This window comes from Dyadobacter sp. HNCC25DJ184 (assembly GCF_056895215.1).
Window position 1 is genome coordinate 132,606 of record NZ_JBXHAQ010000015.1, and the last position, 23,999, is coordinate 156,604.

The 23,999-nt window shown below is 44.4% G+C and carries 17 protein-coding genes and 1 riboswitch; of the genes, 9 read left to right on the forward strand and 8 right to left on the reverse strand.

Annotated elements, in window-relative coordinates:
• The first annotated feature begins 211 nt into the window (after positions 1-211).
• From AC1XUD_RS20985 to AC1XUD_RS21005, 5 genes are all read left to right on the forward strand, one after another.
• A complete protein-coding gene (locus tag AC1XUD_RS20985; protein WP_483362980.1) occupies positions 212-3,817 on the forward strand; it encodes a TonB-dependent receptor in 3,606 nt (1,201 codons plus the stop codon).
• A gap of 12 nt (positions 3,818-3,829) precedes the next feature.
• The gene (locus AC1XUD_RS20990; protein WP_483362981.1) at positions 3,830-5,512 is read left to right on the forward strand and encodes a RagB/SusD family nutrient uptake outer membrane protein; all 1,683 of its coding nucleotides are present in this window, start codon (positions 3,830-3,832) and stop codon (positions 5,510-5,512) included.
• 30 nt (positions 5,513-5,542) lie between these two features.
• Positions 5,543-6,694 carry a glycan-binding surface protein gene (locus tag AC1XUD_RS20995; protein WP_483362982.1) on the forward strand — a complete coding sequence of 384 codons (1,152 nt, stop codon included), beginning with the start codon at positions 5,543-5,545 and terminating at the stop codon, positions 6,692-6,694.
• Positions 6,695-6,710: 16 nt separating this feature from the next.
• Positions 6,711-7,994: an IPT/TIG domain-containing protein gene (locus tag AC1XUD_RS21000; protein ID WP_483362983.1), complete on the forward strand. Its 1,284-nt coding sequence runs from the start codon at positions 6,711-6,713 to the stop codon at positions 7,992-7,994.
• A gap of 211 nt (positions 7,995-8,205) precedes the next feature.
• Positions 8,206-9,930 carry a hypothetical protein gene (locus AC1XUD_RS21005; protein ID WP_483362984.1) on the forward strand — a complete coding sequence of 575 codons (1,725 nt, stop codon included), beginning with the start codon at positions 8,206-8,208 and terminating at the stop codon, positions 9,928-9,930.
• Positions 9,931-9,949: 19 nt separating this feature from the next.
• Here the strand turns inward: AC1XUD_RS21005 and AC1XUD_RS21010 are convergent, their stop codons facing one another.
• Together AC1XUD_RS21010 and AC1XUD_RS21015 are read right to left on the reverse strand one after the other, a co-directional pair.
• Positions 9,950-10,552 carry a GNAT family N-acetyltransferase gene (locus AC1XUD_RS21010; protein ID WP_483362985.1) on the reverse strand — a complete coding sequence of 201 codons (603 nt, stop codon included), beginning with the start codon at positions 10,550-10,552 and terminating at the stop codon, positions 9,950-9,952.
• Positions 10,553-10,555: 3 nt separating this feature from the next.
• Positions 10,556-10,954 carry a nuclear transport factor 2 family protein gene (locus tag AC1XUD_RS21015; protein WP_483362986.1) on the reverse strand — a complete coding sequence of 133 codons (399 nt, stop codon included), beginning with the start codon at positions 10,952-10,954 and terminating at the stop codon, positions 10,556-10,558.
• Between the two features lie 203 nt (positions 10,955-11,157).
• Here AC1XUD_RS21015 and AC1XUD_RS21020 point away from each other — a divergent pair, with 203 nt between their 5' ends.
• Together AC1XUD_RS21020 and AC1XUD_RS21025 are read left to right on the forward strand one after the other, a co-directional pair.
• The gene (locus AC1XUD_RS21020; RefSeq protein WP_483362987.1) at positions 11,158-11,406 is read left to right on the forward strand and encodes an AbrB/MazE/SpoVT family DNA-binding domain-containing protein; all 249 of its coding nucleotides are present in this window, start codon (positions 11,158-11,160) and stop codon (positions 11,404-11,406) included.
• Complete coding sequence (locus AC1XUD_RS21025) at positions 11,400-11,729, forward strand: type II toxin-antitoxin system PemK/MazF family toxin (RefSeq protein WP_483362988.1); 330 nt, start codon at positions 11,400-11,402, stop codon at positions 11,727-11,729. Before AC1XUD_RS21020 ends, AC1XUD_RS21025 begins: the two co-directional genes overlap by 7 nt.
• Before the next feature lie 60 nt (positions 11,730-11,789).
• On the opposite strand, the gene AC1XUD_RS21030 is transcribed toward AC1XUD_RS21025, so the two are convergent.
• The 6 genes from AC1XUD_RS21030 to AC1XUD_RS21055 form a co-directional block, all read right to left on the reverse strand.
• Entirely contained in the window at positions 11,790-13,751 is a 1,962-nt protein-coding gene (locus AC1XUD_RS21030; RefSeq protein ID WP_483362989.1) for an ArnT family glycosyltransferase, read from the reverse strand.
• A gap of 137 nt (positions 13,752-13,888) precedes the next feature.
• Positions 13,889-14,950: an ABC transporter ATP-binding protein gene (locus AC1XUD_RS21035; protein ID WP_483362990.1), complete on the reverse strand. Its 1,062-nt coding sequence runs from the start codon at positions 14,948-14,950 to the stop codon at positions 13,889-13,891.
• Between the two features lie 2 nt (positions 14,951-14,952).
• Positions 14,953-15,996, reverse strand: a complete 1,044-nt coding sequence (locus AC1XUD_RS21040; protein ID WP_483362991.1) for an iron chelate uptake ABC transporter family permease subunit — start codon at positions 15,994-15,996, stop codon at positions 14,953-14,955.
• A gap of 23 nt (positions 15,997-16,019) precedes the next feature.
• Positions 16,020-17,237 (reverse strand): ABC transporter substrate-binding protein, encoded by a 1,218-nt coding sequence (locus tag AC1XUD_RS21045; protein ID WP_483362992.1) that lies wholly within the window; start codon positions 17,235-17,237, stop codon positions 16,020-16,022.
• A 30-nt stretch (positions 17,238-17,267) separates the two neighbouring features.
• Positions 17,268-17,455, reverse strand: a riboswitch (cobalamin riboswitch).
• Positions 17,456-17,648: 193 nt separating this feature from the next.
• Positions 17,649-19,820, reverse strand: a complete 2,172-nt coding sequence (locus AC1XUD_RS21050; RefSeq protein WP_483362993.1) for a cation:proton antiporter — start codon at positions 19,818-19,820, stop codon at positions 17,649-17,651.
• A gap of 31 nt (positions 19,821-19,851) precedes the next feature.
• Positions 19,852-20,640: a carbonic anhydrase gene (locus tag AC1XUD_RS21055; RefSeq protein WP_483362994.1), complete on the reverse strand. Its 789-nt coding sequence runs from the start codon at positions 20,638-20,640 to the stop codon at positions 19,852-19,854.
• Between the two features lie 286 nt (positions 20,641-20,926).
• Between AC1XUD_RS21055 and AC1XUD_RS21060 the strand changes: the two genes are divergently transcribed.
• Together AC1XUD_RS21060 and pdeM are read left to right on the forward strand one after the other, a co-directional pair.
• Positions 20,927-23,365 (forward strand): ligase-associated DNA damage response DEXH box helicase, encoded by a 2,439-nt coding sequence (locus AC1XUD_RS21060; protein WP_483363032.1) that lies wholly within the window; start codon positions 20,927-20,929, stop codon positions 23,363-23,365.
• Entirely contained in the window at positions 23,355-23,996 is a 642-nt protein-coding gene (gene pdeM, locus AC1XUD_RS21065) for a ligase-associated DNA damage response endonuclease PdeM (protein ID WP_483362995.1), read from the forward strand. Before AC1XUD_RS21060 ends, pdeM begins: the two co-directional genes overlap by 11 nt.
• Positions 23,997-23,999: the final 3 nt, after the last annotated feature.

Below are 23,999 nucleotides of genomic sequence, written 5' to 3' on the forward strand. Positions count from 1 at the left end.
GAACCTTTAAATATGAATCAAAGCCCTATGAAGAAAACCTGATCTCCTCATGGCCTTGTAAAAAAAAGCCACTTCGGAGCTGAAATCCGAAGCGGACTAGACGCTGAACCAAATCCCTGCCAGGATAAGGAATAGCAGATGTCAGATTTTTACGAAGCTGAAATTTATTGCGAAACCCAACTTATGTACTTAATCCAAACACTGTAAAAGTATGAAATATGCTTTACTTTATCAATGCGGGTTTGCCCGTCTGACGCCAGATCGTTTTAGCGCTGTGGACGGTTTGCTTCCCCGGGAAACAAAACTTAAAATAGCAAGGATCATGAAGCTGACTACACTTCTGATTATGGTTGCTTTTATTCAGGTAAGTGCCGGCGTATATTCTCAAACCGTTAGACTTAACGAAAATAACAGCGGCCTCGAAAAGGTGTTCAATGAAATCCGGAAACAGACGGGATACAACTTCTTGTATAACAACCGACTGCTGAAGAACACACGTCCGGTCAATATCAAAGTGAACGAGGCGGAGCTGAAAACTGTACTCGATCAGGTTTTTGAAAATCAGCCGCTTAGCTATACGATCATTGACAAAACCATTGTTGTTAAGAAAAAGAAACTTACCTCCGAGCAGGATGAAACCGTTGTGCCGACTTCCGGCGCTCCCGTACCTTTTCTGACGCGAAATGAAGCGCCTGTCAATGAGCTTTTGATCAAAAGAATGACCGAATCTGCGCCTGCCGACATCGCGGTAAAAGGTCGTGTAACGGATGATAAAGGTGATCCTTTGCCGGGTGTAAGCATCATTGTAAAAGGAACAACTGTAGGAACAACTACGGCAACGGACGGTCGGTATACCCTTTCGGTGCCCAACAGTGCTTCTGTACTGGCATTCTCGTTTGTGGGCTATATTCCAAAAGAAACCGGTGTTGGCAACAAAACCGTGATCGATATCACGCTTGCTGTTGATACCAAAGCACTGGAAGAAGTAGTCGTGGTTGGATATGGTGAAATGAAAAGAGCTGATTTAACAACCGCTCAGACTTCGGTATCCGCAAAGGAAATTGGAAGAACCGTCAATACAACGATCGAACAGGCTATTCAGGGACGTGCAGCGGGGGTATATGTTACTCAAAACTCAGGTCAGCCGGGTGGAGGTATATCGGTTAATATTCGTGGGGTAAACTCTATTAGTGGGAGTAATGAACCTTTATATGTAATTGACGGTGTACAGATTCCGGGACAAACTGCCTCATTCGGTGCGCAAAGTTCATCCAACCCATTAGCAGGTTTGAACCCTGCTGATATCGAATCCATCGAAGTATTGCAAGGTCCGTCAGCTACGGCGATATATGGTTCAAGAGCAACCAACGGGGTGCTTTTGATCACAACAAAAAGAGGGAAAGCGGGCGATACCAAAATTTCATATGGATATCAGTTCAGTTTGCAAACTGCACCGCAACCTATTACGGTAATGAATTTGCAGCAATATGCGACGATGGTGGGCGAATATCACCAGCTCGCTGGAGGTGACACTCCGCAGGAATTTCTGGATCCGTCACTGTTAGGGAAAGGTACTGACTGGCAAAATGAGTTGTTCAAAAGTGCTCCGATGAACAAGCATCAGTTGAGCCTGAGCGGTGGAAATGACAAGACAACTTACTATCTGTCAGGTGAATATCTGAAACAGGATGGTGTAGCACAAGGTTCTGGCTTTAACCGATATGGTTTCAGATTGAACCTGGAAAACAAACCACGGAAATGGGCGACGATCGGTGCCAATCTTGCATTCAATCAAACAAACGATAACCTGACTACGAGCCAGGAGAATATCATCGCCAATGCACTCCAACTGACACCACAGGTTCCTGTAAAGAATCTGGACGGTACCTGGGGTGGTGGTGACGAGAACAACGGAGCGAACCAGTTTGCACCTGTTAACCCCATCGCGATTGCTACTTTAACTACGAATAAGTTGGTTAGACGCCAGTTTTTGGGAGGATTGAATATCGGTATTGAGCTTGCCAAAGGTTTGCACTTACGTTCTTCGTTCAATACCAATCTGGGCTTTTCGGGATCGACTTACTATATCCCGACATATGCCATCGGCTGGGCTCGTAACGTGACTGCCTCTTTGAACAACGGTTCCGGAGAAAATACATATTGGAACTGGAATCAGCTTTTGGAATATAACAAGCAATTTGGCAAGCACTCCATCAATGCGATGGTGAGCCATGAGGCACAGTATTCCTCATGGAAAAACGTAGGCGCATCCAGAACCGGATTTTTGACCAACGATATCCTTGACCTGAACGCAGGCGATGTGCTCACATCCAGCAACTCGGGCGGTTCGGGTGATTGGGCTATGGAGTCTTATTTAGGACGCTTGAACTACAACTACGGCGATCGCTACATCGTCATGGGAACAGTACGCCGCGATGGTTCGGCTAATTTTGGGAAGGATAACAAATGGGGTTTCTTCCCGTCGTTGTCGGCTGCATGGCGCGTTTCGCAGGAATCGTTTTTTAATATTCCTTTTATCAATGAGTTAAAGCTTCGTTTTGAAACTGGTATCACTGGTAATCAGGGAGGTAGCGGCGGTATATACTCGCCACTTGGAACGGGTGCAACGCCAACCACAACAGGATTCTTGCCAACCCGATACAGCAATCCGGGCTTGAAATGGGAAGAAACGAAAACCAATAACTTTGGTATAAACGTGTCATTTTTCCAAAACAGAATCCAGCTGGAATTTGATTACTACATTAAGAATACTGATAACCTGTTGATGGAGAAGCCGTTGCCTTGGTATATGGGGACAAACGGAACAGGAGCGGTTGGCTCGCCGACGGTAAATATTGGAGGTCTTCAAAACAAAGGTTTTGGATTTACTCTAAACACAACCAATATCAACAGAAATGGATTTAAGTGGGAGTCGAACTTCAATATCTCTGCTTTCAAAACAAAGATCAAATCATTTTACTCTGAAAGCGCATTCGTAGACCGTACTTCATGGTGGCTGCAAGACTGGACGCAACGTTCAGAAGTGGGCAAAGCACCGTGGTTATTCCGCGGATATGTGGAAGAAGGTTTGTTTCAGAATGTGGCCGAGATCGAAAGCAGCGCGCTTCCTGTGGATAACAATGGTGCCAAATTGCCGGTTAATGTCGACAATATCTGGGTTGGAGATGCCAAGTTCAAAGACATCAATGGGGACGGCATTATCAACGAACAGGATTTAACCACGATCGGAAACCCTTGGCCGAAGTTGTTTGCAGGTTTTACCAACACGTTTTCATATAAGGGATTTGACCTGAGCGTGTTGTTCACGAGTACTTATGGCAATGATATTTACAACTATCTCGCCAAAGTAAATACGAACCCGAACAATATCAACCTAAGCCGCAACATGATGATCAACGCGATGGATTATGCAAAACCAATCACGAATGATAACGGTGAAGTGGTTTTGTCAAATCCCGGAACGGACGTGCCGCGTATCTCCAATGGACCCAACGGAAACTATGCCCGCCACACCAACAAATGGGTGGAAGATGGATCGTTCATCCGCTTGAAAAACATATCGCTGACCTACAATGTACCTGCGGCTTTTCTTGCCAAACAAAAGGTGGTGAGAGGCGCGAGGTTTACAGTTGGAGCGCAGAACGTGTGGACGCTTACGAAGTATTCCGGGTTTGATCCCGAAGTTGGAGCTTACGTTTCGAGAGATGCAAGTCCGACCAATCAGGCCATCGGTCTCGATTATGGACGATATCCTCTTACTCCTGTATATACTTTCAGCCTGGGTCTCGACTTCTAAAATATCACCAACATGAAAAATCTTAAAAACATATATTATTCTTTCGGCTTTTTGGCAAGCGTTCTGACGTTGTCGGCATGCTCAGAGGACTTTCTCGAACGACCACCAAAGGATTCGATCGTCGATGCAAGCTTTTATCAAACTGACGATCAGGTACTTGCTGCGACGGGACTTTTGTACAGCAAAGTATGGTTTGACTATAACGATAAGGCATCCTACAACCTGGGAGACTTCCGCTCCGGAACTACATTTTCGGCATGGAATGACAGAGGGAACGTACTTTTCAATACAACCGGAAATACACCGGAAAACGGCTCTTCATGGCGATCGTTCTTTATTGTAGTTGGTCAATCCAATCTTGCAATTAATAATATCAACCAATATGCAGGCGCAGGAGTTAGTCCGAATATCAAAAAACTGGCCCTTGCAGAAGCGCGTTTTATGCGTGCCGTGGCATATCGTCACCTTGTAATGAACTGGGGGGCGGTGCCGATTATTGAAAACAACCTGACTTTAATTTCTGACACAACCGTTCAAAGAAATACTCCTGAAAGTGTCTGGAAGTTTATCACAAGCGAAATGAGAGCAGTGGCGAACGATTTGCCTGAAGCTCCGGTTCGTCCTGGTCGTGTTACGAAATGGTCTGCAGAAGGTATGTTGGCCCGTTTTTACCTGACCCGCGCCGGTGTGGAAGCAAACGGTTCTGGTCCGCGAAATCAGGCATATCTGGACAGCGCGAAATATTATGCTGAAAGAGTGATCACTAAAAGTGGCGCAGCTTTGCAGAAAAATTATAGCGATCTTTTCCTTTTTCCATATGATAATAATTCGGAGTCGCTGTTTTCGCTGCAATGGGTATATTCTCCGGGAGCATGGGGAACCCAGAATTCAACACCAGCATATCTCGCATATAGTGCGGATATCGCGAATGGCGATGGCTGGGGTGGAGATAAAAGCGCAACCTGGTGGATGATCAGTCAATATGAAGGTTTCAAACCAACCGCAACCGGGATGCAGGGCCGGACTTTGGATCAGCGTTTAAAAGCGACTTATATGCTGCCGGGAGCGTCTTATCCTGAAATCAGCCAGACAATCACGGGCGGGGAACAAAAACTCATTTTCCCATTCACAGGAACTGATAACAATTTCCTTTCCATCAAAAAGTATATCACTGGGAAGGCGAAAGACGTGGGTGGTCAATCAGCTTCGCAGAACTATGGTAACGATACCTATATGATGCGTTTGGCTGAAATGTATCTGGTTTATGCAGAGGCTGTTCTCGGCAATTCTGAATCTACGACGGATCCTAAAGCTTTGCAATATTTCAACGCAGTCCACACCCGCGCCGGGTTGGCACCGCTGGAAGTTGCTTTGACTTTCGATATCATTTTCAGAGAACGTCTTTGCGAGTTCGCAATGGAGGGTATGGCCTGGTATGACCTGGTAAGCCTGCATTATTATAATGCTCAGAAAGCATATGATATCCTGAATGCGCAGGATCGCGGACTGTTTTTTACAGAGCCTGACAAGATGCCGAACCCGACTTCCTGGACCTTCACCAAGACTTCGTGGGTGGCTGAAACAGACCGTAAGATCAACGCGAATAGTGGTAATTTCCTATTGCCGATCCCGTCGGCCGAGCTGAGCCAGGCGCCAAACCTGCAAAAGCCAGCAGTGGATTATTACAGTAAATAAGGAAGTCAAAAGCTAAAAATGGATCTCAAAATGAAAAATATATATAGTAAAATGCTGCTGCTTATGGTCATTCTGGCCGGAGTTTTGTCAGCATGCGACAACGAAGATCTGCCTAACGGAGGCCAGCCGAAGATTAGTTATATCCGCGTTACCGAACCCACGTCGTCCGATTCCCTGTTGGTTGCGGCATATCAGGGAACGCTGATTGCGATCATGGGTGAAAATTTGGAGGGTGTCCAGCAAATATGGTTTAATGATCAAAAATCGTCACTGACGCCGACTTATATCACTAATACCACCATTTTGGTGAGTGTTCCAAGTGTAATTCCGCAAGATATAACCAACAAAATGCGATTGGTTTTTTCGGATGGCACGGAGCTTTTGCATGATTTTGAAGTGCAGATCAGCGAGCCGACCGTGGCTGGAATGGAATGTGAATTTGTACCTGCCGGTGGAATCGCAACGATCCGGGGTGATTATTTTTACGAACCACTCACAGTTTCATTTGAAGGTGGTGTAACGGGTGAAATCATATCAGTGACAGATCAGCTCATTCAGGTGCGGGTGCCGGATGGTGCGCAACCAGGCCAGATTACGGTTAAAACCAATTTTGGGGAAACCAAATCCGATTTCTGGTTCAGAGATAACCGTAATGTATTCATCAACAGCGATCCGTTTATGGGTTGGTGGGGCGCTTCGTTTGTGGTAACTACCCCAACGGGAGACGATCCTGCGGCAATCAGTGGAAACTATATCCGTGTAAAAGACGTGATTAGCGGCTGGGCCTGGAAGGAAGTGGCAGGTGGTCCGCCGGATGCGATGGGTGCGATCAGCAAAAATATCCCCGACGAAGCAATTTTGAAACCGGCTGATTACGACCTGAAATTTGAGCTGAATACCAAAAAGCCATATTCGGGAAATGTGATCAAGTTGACGGTTGGTTTGAATGATTTCAATAACGATCAATATACATGGCTTCCTCCATACGACACCAAGGGTGAGTGGAAAACAGTGACGATACCTTTCGAAGAGCTGACTGCCAGTTATGAGGCATCGGGTGTCAAGATGGCGGTGAATCCAAATGGATATTATTCGCGGATACTATTCCATGGGCCGGGCGATCTGGATTGCGATATGTCGTTTGACAATTTCCGAGTGGTTCCAAAAGTGTTAAAGAAATAAGCCCCCATCACCAGATATGAAAACCTTACAGAATTCGCGATTTTTTCGCGTGATATACTTTGTCATATTTTTAGGTCTGATGGCGGCATGCCAGGAAGACGACGTGAGCACATCGAGTGAAGTTCAGCTGTTGAGTTTCGGGCCAACGGGTACAAAACCGGGTGGAGAGATTCAGTTTATAGGTAAGAATCTGGGCAAGGTGACTTCCATTGAACTTAAAGATGCGACGGTCGATAAAGCTTCCTTTTTGACCCAAACCGACGAATTGATCACGATAACAGTACCAATGACCGCTTCAGAAGGTCAGGTAACTTTGAAGACGGCTGACGGCGATGTTGTATCCAAAACGATATTAAGCTTTGAAGTAGCGGTAGTTATTTCGTCTTTTACGGACGAAGTTCGTCCTGGCGACAACCTGACAATCAAAGGAGAATATCTTAATTGGGTAACAGAAGTCCGTTTTACAAAGGATACAGCAGTAACCGAATTCGTTAGCCAGTCTCCAACTGAACTGGTCGTAAAAGTGCCGTTCGGAGCTGAAACAGGAGCTTTGATCATATCGGCAGGAGGGACAGAACCAGAAACGATCGAGACCGAAACAGAATTGAAAGTTACCCTGCCTACGATCACTTCCCTTACACCAAATCCTGCAGAAAAGGAGAGAAATTTGTCGATTAAGGGTACTAATCTGGATCTGACTATGGGTGTTCTGTTCAAAGGGATTACCACACCGATTACAGAATTTGTAAGTAGATCCGCGACAGAGATTGTTGTCAAAATCCCGGCAAAAGCGAATAAAGGCAAGGTAACCTTGGTTGCATATTCAGGTGTAACAGTGGAATCGCCTCAAAATCTGGCCTTTGTAGGAGACCTTCCTGATTTGGCGCCATTGAAATATGCGATGTACGAAGATGGACTTTTGAACGGCTGGCAAAACTGGGGTTGGGGAAATACAGCAGATCTGGCGAGCTCCGATAACGTAAGAGACGGAGAAGCATCTGCAAAAGTGACTTTCACGGGATCTTGGGGAGCTGTTAAGTTCGCCAATGGCAGCGTAGCCACCGCAACATATACCGAGTTTGCTCTCTCAGTATTCGGAACACCGGGAACTGGCGATAAAACCATAAACGTGGTTGCGAACGACGGTACAGCTTACGTGATTACCATAAAAGAAGGCGCCTGGACAGAATTCAAAATCCCATTGGCAGACCTTGGAAAACCAGCAACCATCACCACTTTAATGTTGCAGGAAACCGGCTGGTCAGGAACAATATACCTGGATCATGTTGGGTTACGATAATATTTTCTGACACTGTGCAGGCTGATATTGGTCGGTTTCTGGCCGATATCAGTCTTTGATATCCTTCTTAAAAGTTTTCAAAGTAAAACGATTAAAGCTGCCAGTTTTTATCGCAAGATTACAATGTCTATTTCATGCCTCGCTACCTATCCGTCGGATTGCTGCTTTCTCAAACCTCATACACACGATGATCTTCTCATATAGATATCTCATGAAGTTTTTACTCCTCATGATCACTACTTCTGCATTTTTTATTGCGTGCAAAGACGACTCTCCCGCTCAACCGGAAACGAAACCGGTGGAGGAGGAAGAAACAATCATTGACCCGGTAGATCCCGAACTCGCAAAAACTATGGGTTTTTTCATGGATAGCTGGAAAGCCAAGATTTTCGTAAAACCCTCTGCCACAGCTGGAACAGTTCCCGCGTCAGCTTCTACATCCGTGACTGTTGACGTTGCAAAGGTGCATACCAAAATCCCGGAAACTATATACGGCCACAATGCCAATACCTGGATGACGACGATGATCGGGGAGCCAGCATTTATGACGCATATCACCAATTTGAAGCCCAATGTCATCCGATGGCCGGCGGGTAGTGGAAGCGATGCTTATTTCTGGAACGTAAAACCGGGTGAGTTGCCAGCCGACGTGCCTGAAAAGTTGCTGGATAATAGTGGAACTCTTAAAGATCCGGGATATGGGTATGGTAAGACTACTGACGACTGGCGTGCATCGCTCGACAATTATTACAGCGTGTTAGCCCAAAGCAATAGTAAAGGGGTCATCACGATTAACTATGGATATGCGAGGTATGGGACCAGCGCGAATCCTGTTGCCACCGCAGCACATTTGGCGGCCGAATGGGTTCGATATGATAAAGGACGGACACCATATTGGGAAATTGGAAACGAGGTATATGCCGACTGGGAGTGGGGATATCGTATTGATGTTTCGAAAAATAAGGATGGCCAGCCGGAATTTTTGAATGGAAAACTTTACGCGCAACACTTCAAGGTATATGCTGATTCAATGCGTAAAGCGGCGGCAGAAGTGGGCGCAAGCATTCGTATCGGCGCGGTTATGTATGAGTCAGAACCGCAAACCTGGCAGGTCAACACGACTAAAACCTGGAACACGCAGATGTTTCCGGAGATCGGCGACAAGGCAGATTTCTATATTGTTCACAATTATTTTACGCCATATGATCAGAATTCAACAGCGACTGTAGTAATGAATTCCGCTTTGTCGGAGCCAACGCGGTTGATGGATTTTGTAAAAAAGGATATCGCGGAGAAGAAAGGTATTCTGAAGCCAATCGCCATGACGGAATGGAATATGTGGGCAAAAAGCTCCAAACAGCAGGTTTCCAATATCAGCGGCATTTTTGCGGTTTTTGTAGTTGGAGAGGCTTTGAAGAATAATTTTGGGTTAACGGCCCGCTGGGATTTGTTCAACTATTGGGCTGATGGCGACGACCATGGACTTTTCAGCGATGGCCGCGAGCCGGGAGTAGCCAAATGGACACCACGTCCGTCCTTTTACTATCTCTATTACTTGCAAAAATGCATGGGCGACCGCCTTATCGAAGCGACACCGGTTTCCGGGAATAACACTTTGAAATCCTATGCTTCGTCATTTACATCAGGCGAAACGGGTGTGGCTTTGGTGAATACTTCCACCGGCCCGCAAGCCGTGGAAGTGAAGATCAAAAACTTCAAAAAAGGCGCTAAATATTATTGGTATAGTCTGGAAGGCGACAACGACAATGGCGAGTTTTCCAGAAAAGTAATTATCAATGGAAAAGCACCAGCGGGAGTTGCGGGAGGACCGGCAGACTACGCGACATTAAACGCATTCTCCGCAGATACCCAAAATGGAATCAAAGTGACCGTTCCTGGAAGAGGTGCGGTAATGGTGGTGGTTGAAGGAAAATAAATGATGGATCAGGGATATGCTATCGCGGTATTTCCCTGATCCAGAATATCATCGGTTTGGAGCTGGACTCGGTTTCGCCGATATCAGGCCAGTCCATTTGAGTGTGCAGTGAAGACGATTGGTGGTACCCTCTTTTGATCCAAAATGCATCGTTACTGCGATAATCGGCTGGCCGCAATGGATGAGCATCTCCCCGATCCACTGAGCAAAAACAGGTATATTCATACGTTCCGAATGACCGGGAGTGCGCTTCTCTTTCGTCAAAAAACAGATGGCCAAAACCTTTTCCCCGGTGTTCTTTCAGAATAATGCTTTCTCCAAAATAAAAGACCTTTGCCGGATCGAAACCGTTTTCCAAGAATGGCCTTTTAATATCCTCCGTTTCTTCTGTGAGCGGAATGCAGGTCGTGGCACCCACCATTTTTCCATCATAATATACCCCAAGCAAAAAAGATCTTTCAGCTCGGGAATAGATTTGCAGATACTCCTTTTCATATGATATATCCCCTTCATACAGATAAGGATAATCACGAAAGACCGTAATTCTCAAAGCCGCAAGGTCATCAAAAACAGATTCGATTTCCGCGCCTTTTAGCCTGACGAACTGATATTGATTTTCCATATATCAGGAAACCAGACTAATCCAGAGTGGTAAATTATAAAACGTGGTTACACGTGTAATTTTTCCATCTGCAACTTCCAGAAAGGCAGCCGCTGGAAGCACATATTTCTGTCCATGCGCCTCAGGCAGGCCCTCTTCACCCTTTTTGTATATTCCATTTACTGTAAATTCAGCTGCAACCCGCATTCCTGAAGGTTCCGTAAAAAATACCATATCTGTCAGTGTTTCTTCATAGGAAGTATCCATCATCTCAAGAAACTCTGTAAACTTTTCCACCCCAATCCGCACATCTCCCTGGTTTGGCTCATGCCTGATTGCCGGATCAACCAATTCAAGCATCCCAGCCCAGTTTTTGTTGTTAAAAGCAGTATAATATTGTTGAACGATTTCTAATGATGACATTTTAATGGAGTTTATGGCAAATCGGCGCCTGAGTTTTTGATGGTCAAAAATAGGGGGATTTTGTGAGAAGTTTGATGTTATCTTGCCCATGTCTTCATGATATTGTGTTTGTGATCGAAAATCGATCGTTAGAATGAAATGTTTGGCGTGTTATAACATATATGCATATATTTGTTTTCTACAATATGTTGTGTTATAACATTATGAAAGCTACAATCATAAATATTGGTAATAGCCAGGGGATAATTATTCCGTCAACGTTGTTGCGCGAACTTAAATTGTCGCTTAAGTCCAGTGTGGAGCTTGAAGTTGAGAATGGCTCCATTGTGATAAAGCCAGACCCGCGGCAGGGATGGGCAGAGGCCGCGATGGCGATGAACGAGGAGGGCGATGATATGCCACTGCTTAACGACAGATCTATTGATTTTGACAATGAAGAATGGACATGGTAAAAAGTATTGAACAATATGAGATATTCTGGATTTCGCTAGATCCAACCCAGGGGAGTGAAATTTCAAAAACCAGACCATGTGTTGTAGTGAGTCCGAATGAGCTGAATAGATCATTGCGAACTGTGATTATCATACCAATTACTTCAACTGTCAAAATTTATCCGTGGCGAGTGGAATGTTGGGTGGGTGATCGCAAAGGATCAATAGCCACAGATCATATTCGGGTAGTTGACAAATCCAGACTGGTTTCCAAAATTGGAGTTTTGTCGCAAAAAGAGGTCAAGAATCTTAAATTGATAATAGAAAAGATGTTCGTCGAATAGCATCTATGTCAAGAACCAATTAATCCATCCTCCCTTCGTCCATCCTCCCTTTCTTCCCTATCACTTCTTCACATAAACCTTCCTGAAACCCACTTCCCAACCCTTCCGATATTCATGCCCGTGGTATGAAATCACATCGGGCTCGGCGTTTTCAGAGATAATACAATCGGGTATATAGCTTTTGTTTTCCAATATCTTGGATGGATTTTTAAGCATAATATGCTCAAAATGCCGGCCTGGTCTGCGGAGCGAGAATTGATATGCATAATCCAGACTAGCCTCGTTGAAATCAAAACCAATATTGTTGGAAGGAAAAGAGTTGATATATCTTTTCATGGAATCAATAGACGCCGCGTCGTCGCGCCACACAACTTTTTCAGGGGATATGGTTAGGAAACTGGGCTGTTTGAGATTGGGGATATTATCGATGTTGATTCCCAAATGAAGCGATTGATTCACAATAGGGAACACTTTTTCCAGAAACCATTGGGTCGATATGAGCGGATGCGTGGTACTCAATAAAGCGAAAGGTAAAGCCTGTAACCAAAGAATGACCGACAATATTCTGACGACCCATGAGGAAAGCTTGCCGTATAGAATCCCGATCGCTGGAGTGGCCAGGAGGAAAAAGGGAAGATGCAGGCGCGAACCGTAATGCTGGTAGCCAATAAAAAAGCAGAATACCAGAAATCCGGTGATGACTAAAAGAAAATACTGTATTGTTTTTTTGTCAGGTTTAAAATAAGGTAGCAAAATCAACGCAATGAGAATGAGCCACATCGCGACAAAGTTATGTGCGAAATCCTCATTAAAATTAAGCCGGTTCATCTTAAAGTCCTGCTCAAAATGCTGACTGTGCAGTGGTTGCCCGATTGTTTTATGAAATTCTTCCAGATGATTTTCCAGCCATTCATTATAGCGATTTTTGGGAGATACAAATCCCAGATGCAGAAACAGGTGCTTTGACGTAGACGACAAAAACGCCTGTGGAGAATCAATTTTGTTCTGATTTCCCTTTGACATATTGCCTAACGGCGTATCAAAAATGCGATACGTTCGATACCAAAAAGGAGAATTAAGTGCCAGCGTTAAAACAAAAACTGCGAATCCAAGGCTGAGCAGCACTTTCCAGCGAGTTGTTTTGATCAAATGGACAATCAATAAAATGGCAAATGGGGAAGCATAGAAAACATATACTGCTTTCGTCATGATGCCGAGGGCGACCGTAAACGTTAAAAATAGAAGTGAAACAACGCTGCCGTTCCTTATATACTGAAAGATATACCAAACCGATGCAATGATGAAAAAGGAAACCACCAGATCGTTTTGCGTGGTCATCGATTCAAGAATGGCAATCGGAAGGCAGGTCGCGGAAACGATGGCCAAACGCAAAGCTTTTACATTGGTGGAAAAATACTCTGTAATCAGCGAAACGAGCATCAATATACCGACCATGGAAGTCCACTGCAGCGACTGGACAAAACGTTCATTTCCGTTTAGCAGAAACGTGTGCAAATGAACATATTCCGAGAGCGGACTGAATGAAATGGATCGTTCGATATGGGATGCGTAATGATCCACATTTTTATTTTGAATCCAATATCCCAACCTGCTCAAATGATAACAAAGCGAGTCGAGATTGTTTGGCGTGGCTCCTATCGCGACAATCAGACTGATTATCAGAATGGAAAAGATTACTACTGATGTGAGAAGGCCCAGTTTTCCAAAAAACAGACGCAAAGCTGAGGCCAAAGAAGGTAGAAAATTACGAACCGCACTTCCTTCAGATTTGCTGATTCTCCAACTCCAACCAGCCATCGAGAATGTAAGAATAAGCCAACTTAAAACTATTCCCGAGGTAGTGATGCAATTGAAAAGGCTAAGAATTTCAGTGCTAACCCCGACAAAAAGCAGGTGGCATACGCCGGAAGCAATAATGGATTCCCTAAAGGACTTAAAATGAAATGTATAGTGCAGATTGAATATGCAGAGCAAAAAAGAAACGGGGATCAACAATATCATTTTGGAGATCTGATGATGGCTATTAGATGAATTCTAGCTCAATTTTAAGAAATTTAGAGGAGAAGAGCATGCGTTGTGAGCAGGTTTCTAGATTGGCCAGCTTGATGGGGGATATAGGGAAAAGAGCATATGGGGACTCAGGAGCAGCGAATCGTAGCCTCATTGAATTTCTGCGTAACAATCACTACCAACGATTCCAACGAACTATATTCACTTTTCTCACCATCCCAATCCAACACCCACCGCGGCATTCCGGATATTTCGTTGATATGGATAGCATGTTTAAGTCCTTTATTTTGAACCGTTTTTATTAAAGATTTGGCCAAAGCGCGACTGGTCCAGTATTGAAGTGATTGGTCGCCGGAGATTCCAATTTTATATTTAGCAGTTTTCGGACGGATATTGAAACTGCCTGTATTTTTATCAAAATAGAGATCAATGTTTGAATGACTTTGTCTCGAAAACGACTGTTCAAAAGCTCCATTCAGAACCATATCTTCCGGCATGCCATGTAAAAGCCTCATTTGCGGATCAATAAGCCAAATTTGATCCGCAATTTGAAGAGCAAGATCGAGTTCGTGAGTGGATATCAAAATGCCTTTTCCTGTTTTCTGAGCCATTTCATGAAGCAATTGCATCATTTCAACACGATTGGGTACATCCAGATGAGAGGTAGGCTCGTCCATTAAGATCAGGTCGGTATCCTGCGCCAAAGCACGCGCCAGCATGATTTTTTGTCTTTCGCCGTCGCTGAGTTGATGGATCTTTCGATGGATGTATGATTCGACGCCGGTTAGTCTTATTGCTTCATTGATTTTTTCCTGATCCAAATTGCTTAACCTGCCCAGCCAGCCTGTGTGTGGTGTACGTCCCAATGCAATAAGTTCGCCCGCAGACATATTTGGGGCGTCGATCCGGTCAGTTAATACCATACTCAGTCTCAGCGCAAGCTCATCTGGCCTGGTGTCCGACACGGACCTTCCACAGATTTTTACTTCCCCGGAAAGAGGGTTTTGAAGTCCTGATAACGTCCGCATCAACGTTGATTTTCCGGCTCCATTGGGCCCGAGCAAACATATTAGCTGTCCTTTGGAAATGCTCAAATTCAAATCCTTGATAACCCAATCGCGTTTTGCGTCGGTATGGCGATATCCTATCGAAAGTCCATATGTCGTTAATAATGCCGTGTCTCCGTTCATGGCTAACTTTGTTTCAGGCGTTGGAGGCGAACGATAACCCAAATCACAACAGGTGCACCGATTAGCGATGTGATGACATTGATAGGCAATACCGAAGTTTCTCCTGCCGATTGAGATAAAATATCACATATCAGCATCAAAGAGACAGCCAGTAAACAGCACCCTGGAATCAGTATTTTATGATCCGAAGATTTTAATATAGTTCTGGCCAAATGCGGAACTGCGATTCCGATAAAACCGATTGGGCCACAAAATGCCGTAATACTTCCGGTCAATATGCTAGTGCTAAACAAAATCAGCAGTCTTGATTTTCTGATAGATAGCCCCATTGTTCGAGCATAATTCTCTCCTAAAAGCAACGCATTCAAAGATTTGGAAGCAGCAAAAGACAGTATCAAACCCAGCAAAACGATCAATACAAGGACATATAATTGTTCGCCAGAAACGCCGCCCAGAGAGCCGAAAGTCCACATAATATACTCCTGGAGCTGTTCGGGTGCGCTGAAATATTGCCATATACTCACAATTGACAACGTAATGGCGCCGACCATAATGCCGACAATTAGTAAGATGACATTGTCACGAACACGTCTCGATATCAATAGAATAACCATCAATACGCCAGCTGAACCACAGGAAGCCATTAATATGACCAGCCAACTTCCAGAAATACCCAATTCCCGGATCGTGAATATCCCTGAGCTCGCTCCTCCCAACATAATCACGGCCACGCCTAAAGCAGCTCCGGCGGTGATCCCCAGTTCGGAAGGACCAGCCAACGGATTTCTGAATAATGTCTGCATCTGCAGCCCGCTAACAGATAATGCGCTTCCTGCCAAAACGGCTGTAATGGCTTTTGGAATTCTGATTTTTTCAATGATCAAAGTCCATGCAGTGTTAGTATGATCTCCCGCGAAAATGATCGAAAACACATCCTTCACAGGAATGCCGACGGAGCCCGTCAGAATATCCGCACCAAAGCATAACAGCGCCAATATCAATAAGATAAGGAGCTGGAGTTGATGAAAAATACCATTTCGTTGCATGACTTGGGTCAAAATCGTGGAGCCTATCGGATCTGTTTATAATATACGAGCTGGTGGTCTGGCAGAAGATCAGGGTGAAGAATTTTTATCAGATCCGCCAAAACTACTTCCGGCTCCATCATGCCTGATTCGAAAAAATCGTTGGATCCGGCGGCATTCACTTTGTTATTGTAGCTATAAATACTCCCGCTCTTGAAAGCCTTGAAATCGCTGTAGCGAGAATCCATCTGGAGAATACTGTGCCTGGTATCCATCGGGTTAAAACCCACATTTAACCATGCGTCGGCGGTCAGTGCATATGGATAAATGGCTTCAAAATTGAGAGAAAAACTGCCGGTCCCGGTCTCTTTTGTCCATGGATAAGCTCCTCCGGAATCGATAAAAAAGGCAGTCATGTAGTTTTGTCCCGAAGGCAGATACCAAGTGTCTTTAGTGTTCAGACCAGATAATATTGTAGGTTTTGATTTTGACTGAGCAGCGAGTTTTTGAAGCTTCTGATATTCGGTCTCTATTTTTGCGAATTTTGTGTTGACAAGTTCTTCTTTGTTAAGCAAAACAGCCATCAGTTTCACCCATTCGGCTCGTGCAAGTGGAGTGGATTCGCCCCATTCAGAATTGGAGAGCACCGGTATTTCCGCTTGTTTCAATACGGGATAATTTTCCTTTTGAGCACCCGGACTTCCCATTACCATAAACAGATCGGGATGCAGGGATATCAGTTTTTCCTGATTGATACCGTTGTTTTTACCAATTCCCGCAATTTTCCCTTCTTTGATCAGATTCACAACGGTAGGGGAATATACATATTGAAGATCTCCCAATCCGGTGAGGATATTTTCTGCTTCCAGAAATTTTAACATTCCGATATGCATCGATGACATGGCGATCATACTTCGAATCGGAATCTCGATCAATTGGCGACCTGTATACCCTGCCGGCCGTTCAGTTCCCCGTTCGAGCAATATATACTTGACTGTATCAGCAGATTTGGCGAAAGGGTTGATAATATCCACCAGTTTATATTTGTCAAAATATTTGACAGTGAATCCTTTAGCGTGCGTTATTTTAACCTGTTCTTTGTAAAAATCCGTGGTTTTTTCTTCCGGATTTTGGGATTTAGTTTGTGACTGGCATCCGGCCAGAATCGAAGATATCAGGAATATGGCAATGACAAAACCTGATGCCACTTTTCGAAAATGAGCATTCTGGCCGTTATTCGACCGTGATTCTTGTAAGATCATAAATTTCAGTCGCCTTTCCTCCGAAAGCAATGATTAAAGTGTTTGCAGGCAGGTCTTCTGACTTCTCCCGTGGCTGACAGCCTTCCCATTTTTTCAACAGTGGCATATATAGTCAGTCATTTTTAAAGGAGTTACAGCAGCGGAGACTGTTCCGGATTTTCACCGGTATTCCCTTTTAACGTAAAAACAGTTTTACGGCCATGGGGCAAAGGTAATTGTTTAGGTGTTAGGTTTCAGTTCTCAGGGGTTAGTTTTACATGTATTGAAATAATCATATCGACCTTTCAGGCTTTTTCAAATCGAGTAATTGACAAATTATAGGCTATATCATTTGGCGAAATCCCGAAGAGATGAAAAATGGCTCTGGCGCCCCTTCCCCCCTTCTTCCCTTTCCTCCATTGTCCTTAATAATCAATTCCCCGGCCTCCAGATATTCTTCAGCTTCCCACCTGTTTTTTCCAGCTGGCTGATTCCCTGTTGAAAAAGCTCGCCGGTTCTTTCAAATTCATTGATTGGGCTTGATGAAAACTCGGACTGAAGTTCTGGGTATATCAGTAAATAGTTATAGCGATCAAAATATTTGGCCAGGTGACGTGGTACGTCGTTGAGTTTGGGATGGAAGCTAACGTTCCCCGGGCGCGCTGAAATGACAATGAACAAATCTTCCTTCTGCACCTCGCGAGACAAGATCAGAAAATCGCTCCAATTGTTGAAAACGGTATATTTTGCATCCGGCCCCTTATTGTCCTGCTGATATTGATTAATTGTTTTTAACGTATTTTTTGTGCTGAAAAAATGAATATCTGAATCAAGTTGTTTAGAAATTGTTATTACACGTTCCATCAAAATCTGGAAGGAAGGCTCGTATTCCAACTTATCTGAGCACACGACGGTCATGTTACGAACTGTATTCAAGGGCTGCATACCATGAATCAGGTATACGATCTGAGGACATTTATCGAGCAATTTCTGAGATTTAATTCCTGTCGCCGAGAGTCCGGATAATTCATGAGAATCTTGCCCAAGCACCACTTCATGGATCCTTTTTTCTTCCAGTGTGTGCTGGATTCCGGAAACAAAATTGACATCATATCGAATCAGAGGGGTCAGAATTACGTCCGTGGCCGCGGCAATACTCACCATCTTATTCTGATAAGTTTTGAGACGCCGCTCCTCGCTTTCGCGATCCAGTGTATCGGAACTGATTACTGACAGTGCAAAGACGTTGCTGTCCATTTTTTTGGGATGCATCAACAATGTCAGCTCAATCATCGAATCGATGGTAGATTCTTTCGATGCAGCAATGAGCGTATTTCTGGAATCGGTATTACTTGCCTCACGGTCACCATCCTCCTGCTCCTGTGCCAACTTCGCAGAAGCTTGTCCGGTTGCAAAGGATGCAATGGAACAGGTAATTAAAATCATGATAAGACAGCCATTCAGGACGTCTTCGTTGAGCAGGCGGATCGGCTCACCCATTTCGTTTTGCCCTAAAATGATATTATATCCTACCAAAACTGTGGCCAAGGTAGCAGCGGCCCGCGCTGAACTTAATCCGAACATCAGATTTCGCTCGTTTTTGTTCAAGCTAAAAGTCTTTTGTCCGATCCAGGCAGCGATATATTTGGATATCAAAGCCGCCAAAGTCATAATTCCAGCCACTTTTAATGCTTCGGCGCTTTTGAAAAGTACCTTTAAATCCACCAACATACCTACACCAATCAGGAAGAAAGGAATGAAAAGCGCATTGCCCACGAAATCGATTCGGTTCATTAACGGAGAATGGTGCGGGATTAATCGGTTTAATGCCAGTCCAGCTAAAAATGCACCAATAATACCCTCAATTCCAGCTAGTTCTGCCAAAAATGCGCCAAGGAACACCAATGCCAGCACGAAAATATATTGGGATATGTTGTCATCAAACCGCTTGAAAAACCATCTCGCGATAATTGGAAAAACAAACCAGACGATCAGTGCAAAAACCACAACGGAAACCCCGAGCTGTATCCAGAAAGCCTGATTGATTTCCCCCTGACTCATACGGGCAATAACAGCCAGTACCAAAAGTGAAAGGATATCGGTGATGATTGTCCCGCCAACTGCTATAGTCGCTGCTTTTGTTTTATGCACGTTATATCGCGCCGCAACGGGATAGGCGATCAACGTATGAGAAGCGAGCATACTTCCGAACAGCACACTGGTGATCAATGGGAAATCAAGTATATAATATGCTGCGGGCGAAGCGACTAGCATCGGAAATGAAAAAGTGAACAGCCCGTATATAAAGCTGTTTTTACTGTTCTTTTTGAACTCTTTCATATCAATTTCCAGGGCTGCCAGAAACATGATATAGATCAGGCCCACCGTTCCGAAAAGCACAATACTACTGTCACGCCGCAAAAGATTCAGCCCATGTTCGCCGATGACAACGCCGGCTAGTATAAGCCCGATCACATATGGAACTCCGATTTTATTTAAAAGAATGGGGACGAAAAGGATAATGAACAATACCAGTGAGAAGATCAACACAGGGTTGCTCAAAGGCAATTGAAACATGGTTTCCGCATTTAATAATATAGTCATGCGTTCTGATTTGAGTGTTTTTGAGGGAAGGTTAGTCGAGCAGTTTTACAGTACCGTCCGCATTATATATCGCACTTTTGATGACGATCTTGCCGCTTGATTCGAGGGACTTTAGCATGGGGCTAAGGGTTAGAATCTGATTGGCTGAAAGTTTAGCCTGGTTTTGAGCGATTTGACTGATATAGTTTTTGTTTGCTGACGACCGATCTGCAAATTCCTGGGTGGTGTTCATCGCTTTGGCTAGTTCCTCATTGATGATCCCGAAATTGTCGGTCTGCACATGATCACATGCAGCTCCAATGATACGACTGGTGCCGTTCGCCAACACGACGATCACTTTTGTGCCGCTGTAATTAACCGCATATTCCATTACAGCTACGAGCTTTTGATTCAGCAGACAGGCGGGACTCGCCATTTGCACAAACATGGATTCTCTCATGTCAAAAATCTTTTCCGGAGATTGTGCAAGGTCGATATCGGTAAGCAGCAGAAACGGCTTTTTGCGGACAAGGCTGTCCGGAATATCATATATTGAATTGACCACAAAGCCGGTTCGCTGGCGAGCCCGTTCGTGGCCGGTGATCAAAGCAGACAAAACATTTTTAGCTCCGTTCTGATATACGGAATCAAGGGTGCTGTTGAAAATGGAAATCGCTGATTCGGCAGCAATAGAGTCGCCGGAAACGGAGTCGGAAGTACTTGCTGAAAGCGAGTCTGTTTCGATTTCTGTCTGGTTGTTTTGATCTTTTTTACAGGAAATAAATGCGCTGACACACAGCAAAATGGCAATATGAAAAAGAATTGTGCGGAAGTTAATCATGGTTGATTTTGAGATGAAGAATGTTTGATGATTTTGAAGTTCAACTGTAATGTACAAAAACGAACCCGGAATTGTAATATTTTTCTAATAAAAGCTTGCCAATAGAGGGGCGTGTTTACGATGGGTTGCAAAATCTATGGCAGGATTTTTGTTCAAAATTGATAAATGCTGGAATGATCTTGTGAAATTGTAATCTGTTGGTTTTAATGGTTAATTGCATTACCAAAAAATGAATATCAGATAGTAAATCGGGCCGATCAAATTGACAAAATCTAAAGGATATAAAATGGCGGAGGCCTGGTTTCGGTCGAAGGGCTGGAAGTGGGCTGAGTTTCAGAAAGACGCGGCGGAGGCATACCTTACCGGAAAAAGTGGCCTTGTCAATGCGCCAACGGGAAGCGGCAAAACCTATTCGTTGTGGGTCCCTTTTTTGATCAGATATATTAATTCAATTCCCCCGAAAAAGGCGGAACGAATAAAAGGTGTTCAGATTTTATGGATCACGCCGTTGCGGGCACTGTCAAAAGACCTCCACCGGAATATGGAAACGGCGGCGTTGGAGATGAATTTGCCGCTCCATGTCGGAATAAGAACTGGCGATACAGGGACGAAAGAACGGAACAGCCAGAAAAAGCAATTACCTGAGGCATTGCTGATTACGCCCGAAAGTCTTCATCTTCTTTTTACCCAAAAAAACAGCACCGAGTTATTCAAAAATCTGCACACGATAGTAGTGGACGAATGGCATGAACTAATGGGAAGCAAGCGCGGAACTCAAACCGAGTTAGCGTTGGCAAGACTCAGGAGTTTATGTCCTAACTTACAGATATGGGGTATTTCGGCAACGATCGGAAATCTGGATGAGGCTCGGAAAGTTTTGCTTGGAATTAATCTCGACGAGGAAAAATCAGTCACGATTAAGTCCGGTATTGAGAAAAAGATAGAAGTGGAAAGTATACTCCCTGGCAAAATTGAAACCTTGCCGTGGTCGGGATATATGGGAGTACGGTTGATTGATGAAGTAGTGAAAGTTGTAAATAAGAGCACTACAACGCTGATTTTTACCAATACCCGGTCGCAAACGGAGATATGGTACCGGACAATTATTGAAAAATATCCGGAGTTTGCCGGCATAATGGCACTGCATCATGCGTCGCTTGACCGTGAGATACGGGATTGGGTGGAAGAGGCTTTGCACGATGAAAGATTAAAGGTGGTAATATGCACGGCCAGTCTTGATTTGGGGGTGGATTTTCGGCCCGTGGATACTGTCATTCAGGTAGGTAGTCCTAAAAGTATCGCACGTTTTATCCAAAGAGCGGGAAGAAGCGGACATCGACCGGGTGCTGCGAGCAAAATTTATTTCTGCCCGACAAACGCGTTGGAGCTGATTGAGGCGGTGTCATTGCGCGAGGGAGTTGCCAAAAATATGATTGAAGAACGTCCGCCTGTGGTCCATGCATATGATGTGTTGGCTCAATGGATGATGACATTGGCGGTTGGTGAGGGATTTGAGGAAAAGCAGCTTTTTGATGAAGTGAGAGGTACTTACGGATATCAGTTTCTGGATCGTGCAGAATGGGAGTGGTTGCTGGGATATATTACAACAGGCAGTTCGTCGCTGCTGGTATATGACGAATTCAAAAAAGTAGAGCGTGTCGACGACAGGTATATGGTTCGTGATCGGCGTATTGCCATCCGCCATATGCTAAGTATGGGGACCATCGTCTCTGAAACCTCGATTTCGGTTAAGTTACAAGGAGGCAGATACCTCGGAGCGGTGGAAGAAAATTTTGTAACCCGGATGAAACCGGGTGATGTTTTTATTTTTGCTGGCATGAGCGTTGAATTTATCCGGATCCATGAAATGACTGCCACCGTGAAAAAAGCAGTGGGCAAAAAAGGGTATCTGGTGCGATGGGCGGGGGGGAGAATGCCGTTGTCGTCGCAGTTATCAAGATTTATCAGAGAACGAATGGCCGATGCGATCGACAATCCGTTTAAGGAAATTGAGCTGGCTAAACTCCGTCCGCTTCTTGAACTACAAAATGAAAGGTCAGCAATTCCCAAAAACGACGAACTGTTGATCGAACAATGCGAAACCAAAGAGGGATTTCATATTTTTATTTTTCCTTTTGAAGGGAGGCTGGTGCACGAAGGCATGTCCATTATTCTGGCATATCGAATCAGTAAGCTATATCCGATCACATTTTCGGTAGCCATGAACGATTATGGCTTTGAGTTGCTGAGTGATCAATATCTCGATCTGAGGGAGGTGATGAAGCAAATCGATCTCTTTTCAACGAAGAATCTGGTCGATGATATATACCAAAGTGTGAACGCGACCGAGATGGCAAGACGGAAATTCAGAGAAATAGCAGCCATATCAGGATTGACTTTTCAAGGATATCCGGGCAAATATGTCAAAACGAAGAATTTGCAGGCCAACGGATCGTTGTTGTTTACAGTGATGAGCAAGTATGAGGATAACAATTTGCTGATCAAACAGGCGTATCAGGACGTATTGACTTACCAACTCGAAGAGGTCAGGATGCGTCAGGCGCTGGATAGAATTGCCTCTCAAAAGATTGTGATTAAGGCAACCGCGAAACCTACACCTTTTGCATTTCCGGTAATGGTAGATCGGCTCCGGGAACAGCTTACTTCCGAAAAAGTGGAAGACAGAATTCAAAAAATGATTAAACAATATAGTGATGCGGATTGAAATAAGAGGCAATAGCTTTGAGTTACTGCCTGAGAAAGCGGTGTTTTGGTGTGAGAAAGAAACATTATTGATTGGTGATCTGCATATTGGTAAAATTGCACATTTTCGGAAAGAGGGAATTGCTGTTCCCCAGAAAGCATCGGCAGTGAATTTTGAAAAGCTAGACAAACTGGTAAAAGTGACGGGCGCCGGCAGAATCATATTTCTGGGCGATCTGTTTCACAGCGAGTATAATTCAGAATGGGAGGAGTTTAAAGTCTGGCGCGCCAGACATCACTATATCGATATGTTGATTGTGATTGGTAATCATGATGTGCTGCATCACAGCCTGCTATTGGAAGCCAATATCAACGTTTTTCCGCTTGATTATGAAGAGGACGATTTTGTTTTTACGCATCATCCCAAGGTAGAAACTGATCCTGAAAAATTTGTATTTGCCGGGCACGTTCATCCCGTTTTTACTGCATATGGCAAGGGGCGGCAAAGCTTAAGACTGCCATGTTTTGTGGTCGATCCACATCAGGCCATCTTGCCGAGTTTCGGCGTTTTCACAGGCGGATTTCAAATGCAACTCATCAAAGGGAGAAGGATATTTCTGGCCTCGGAAATGAGTGTTCATGCGGTTTGCTGAGGC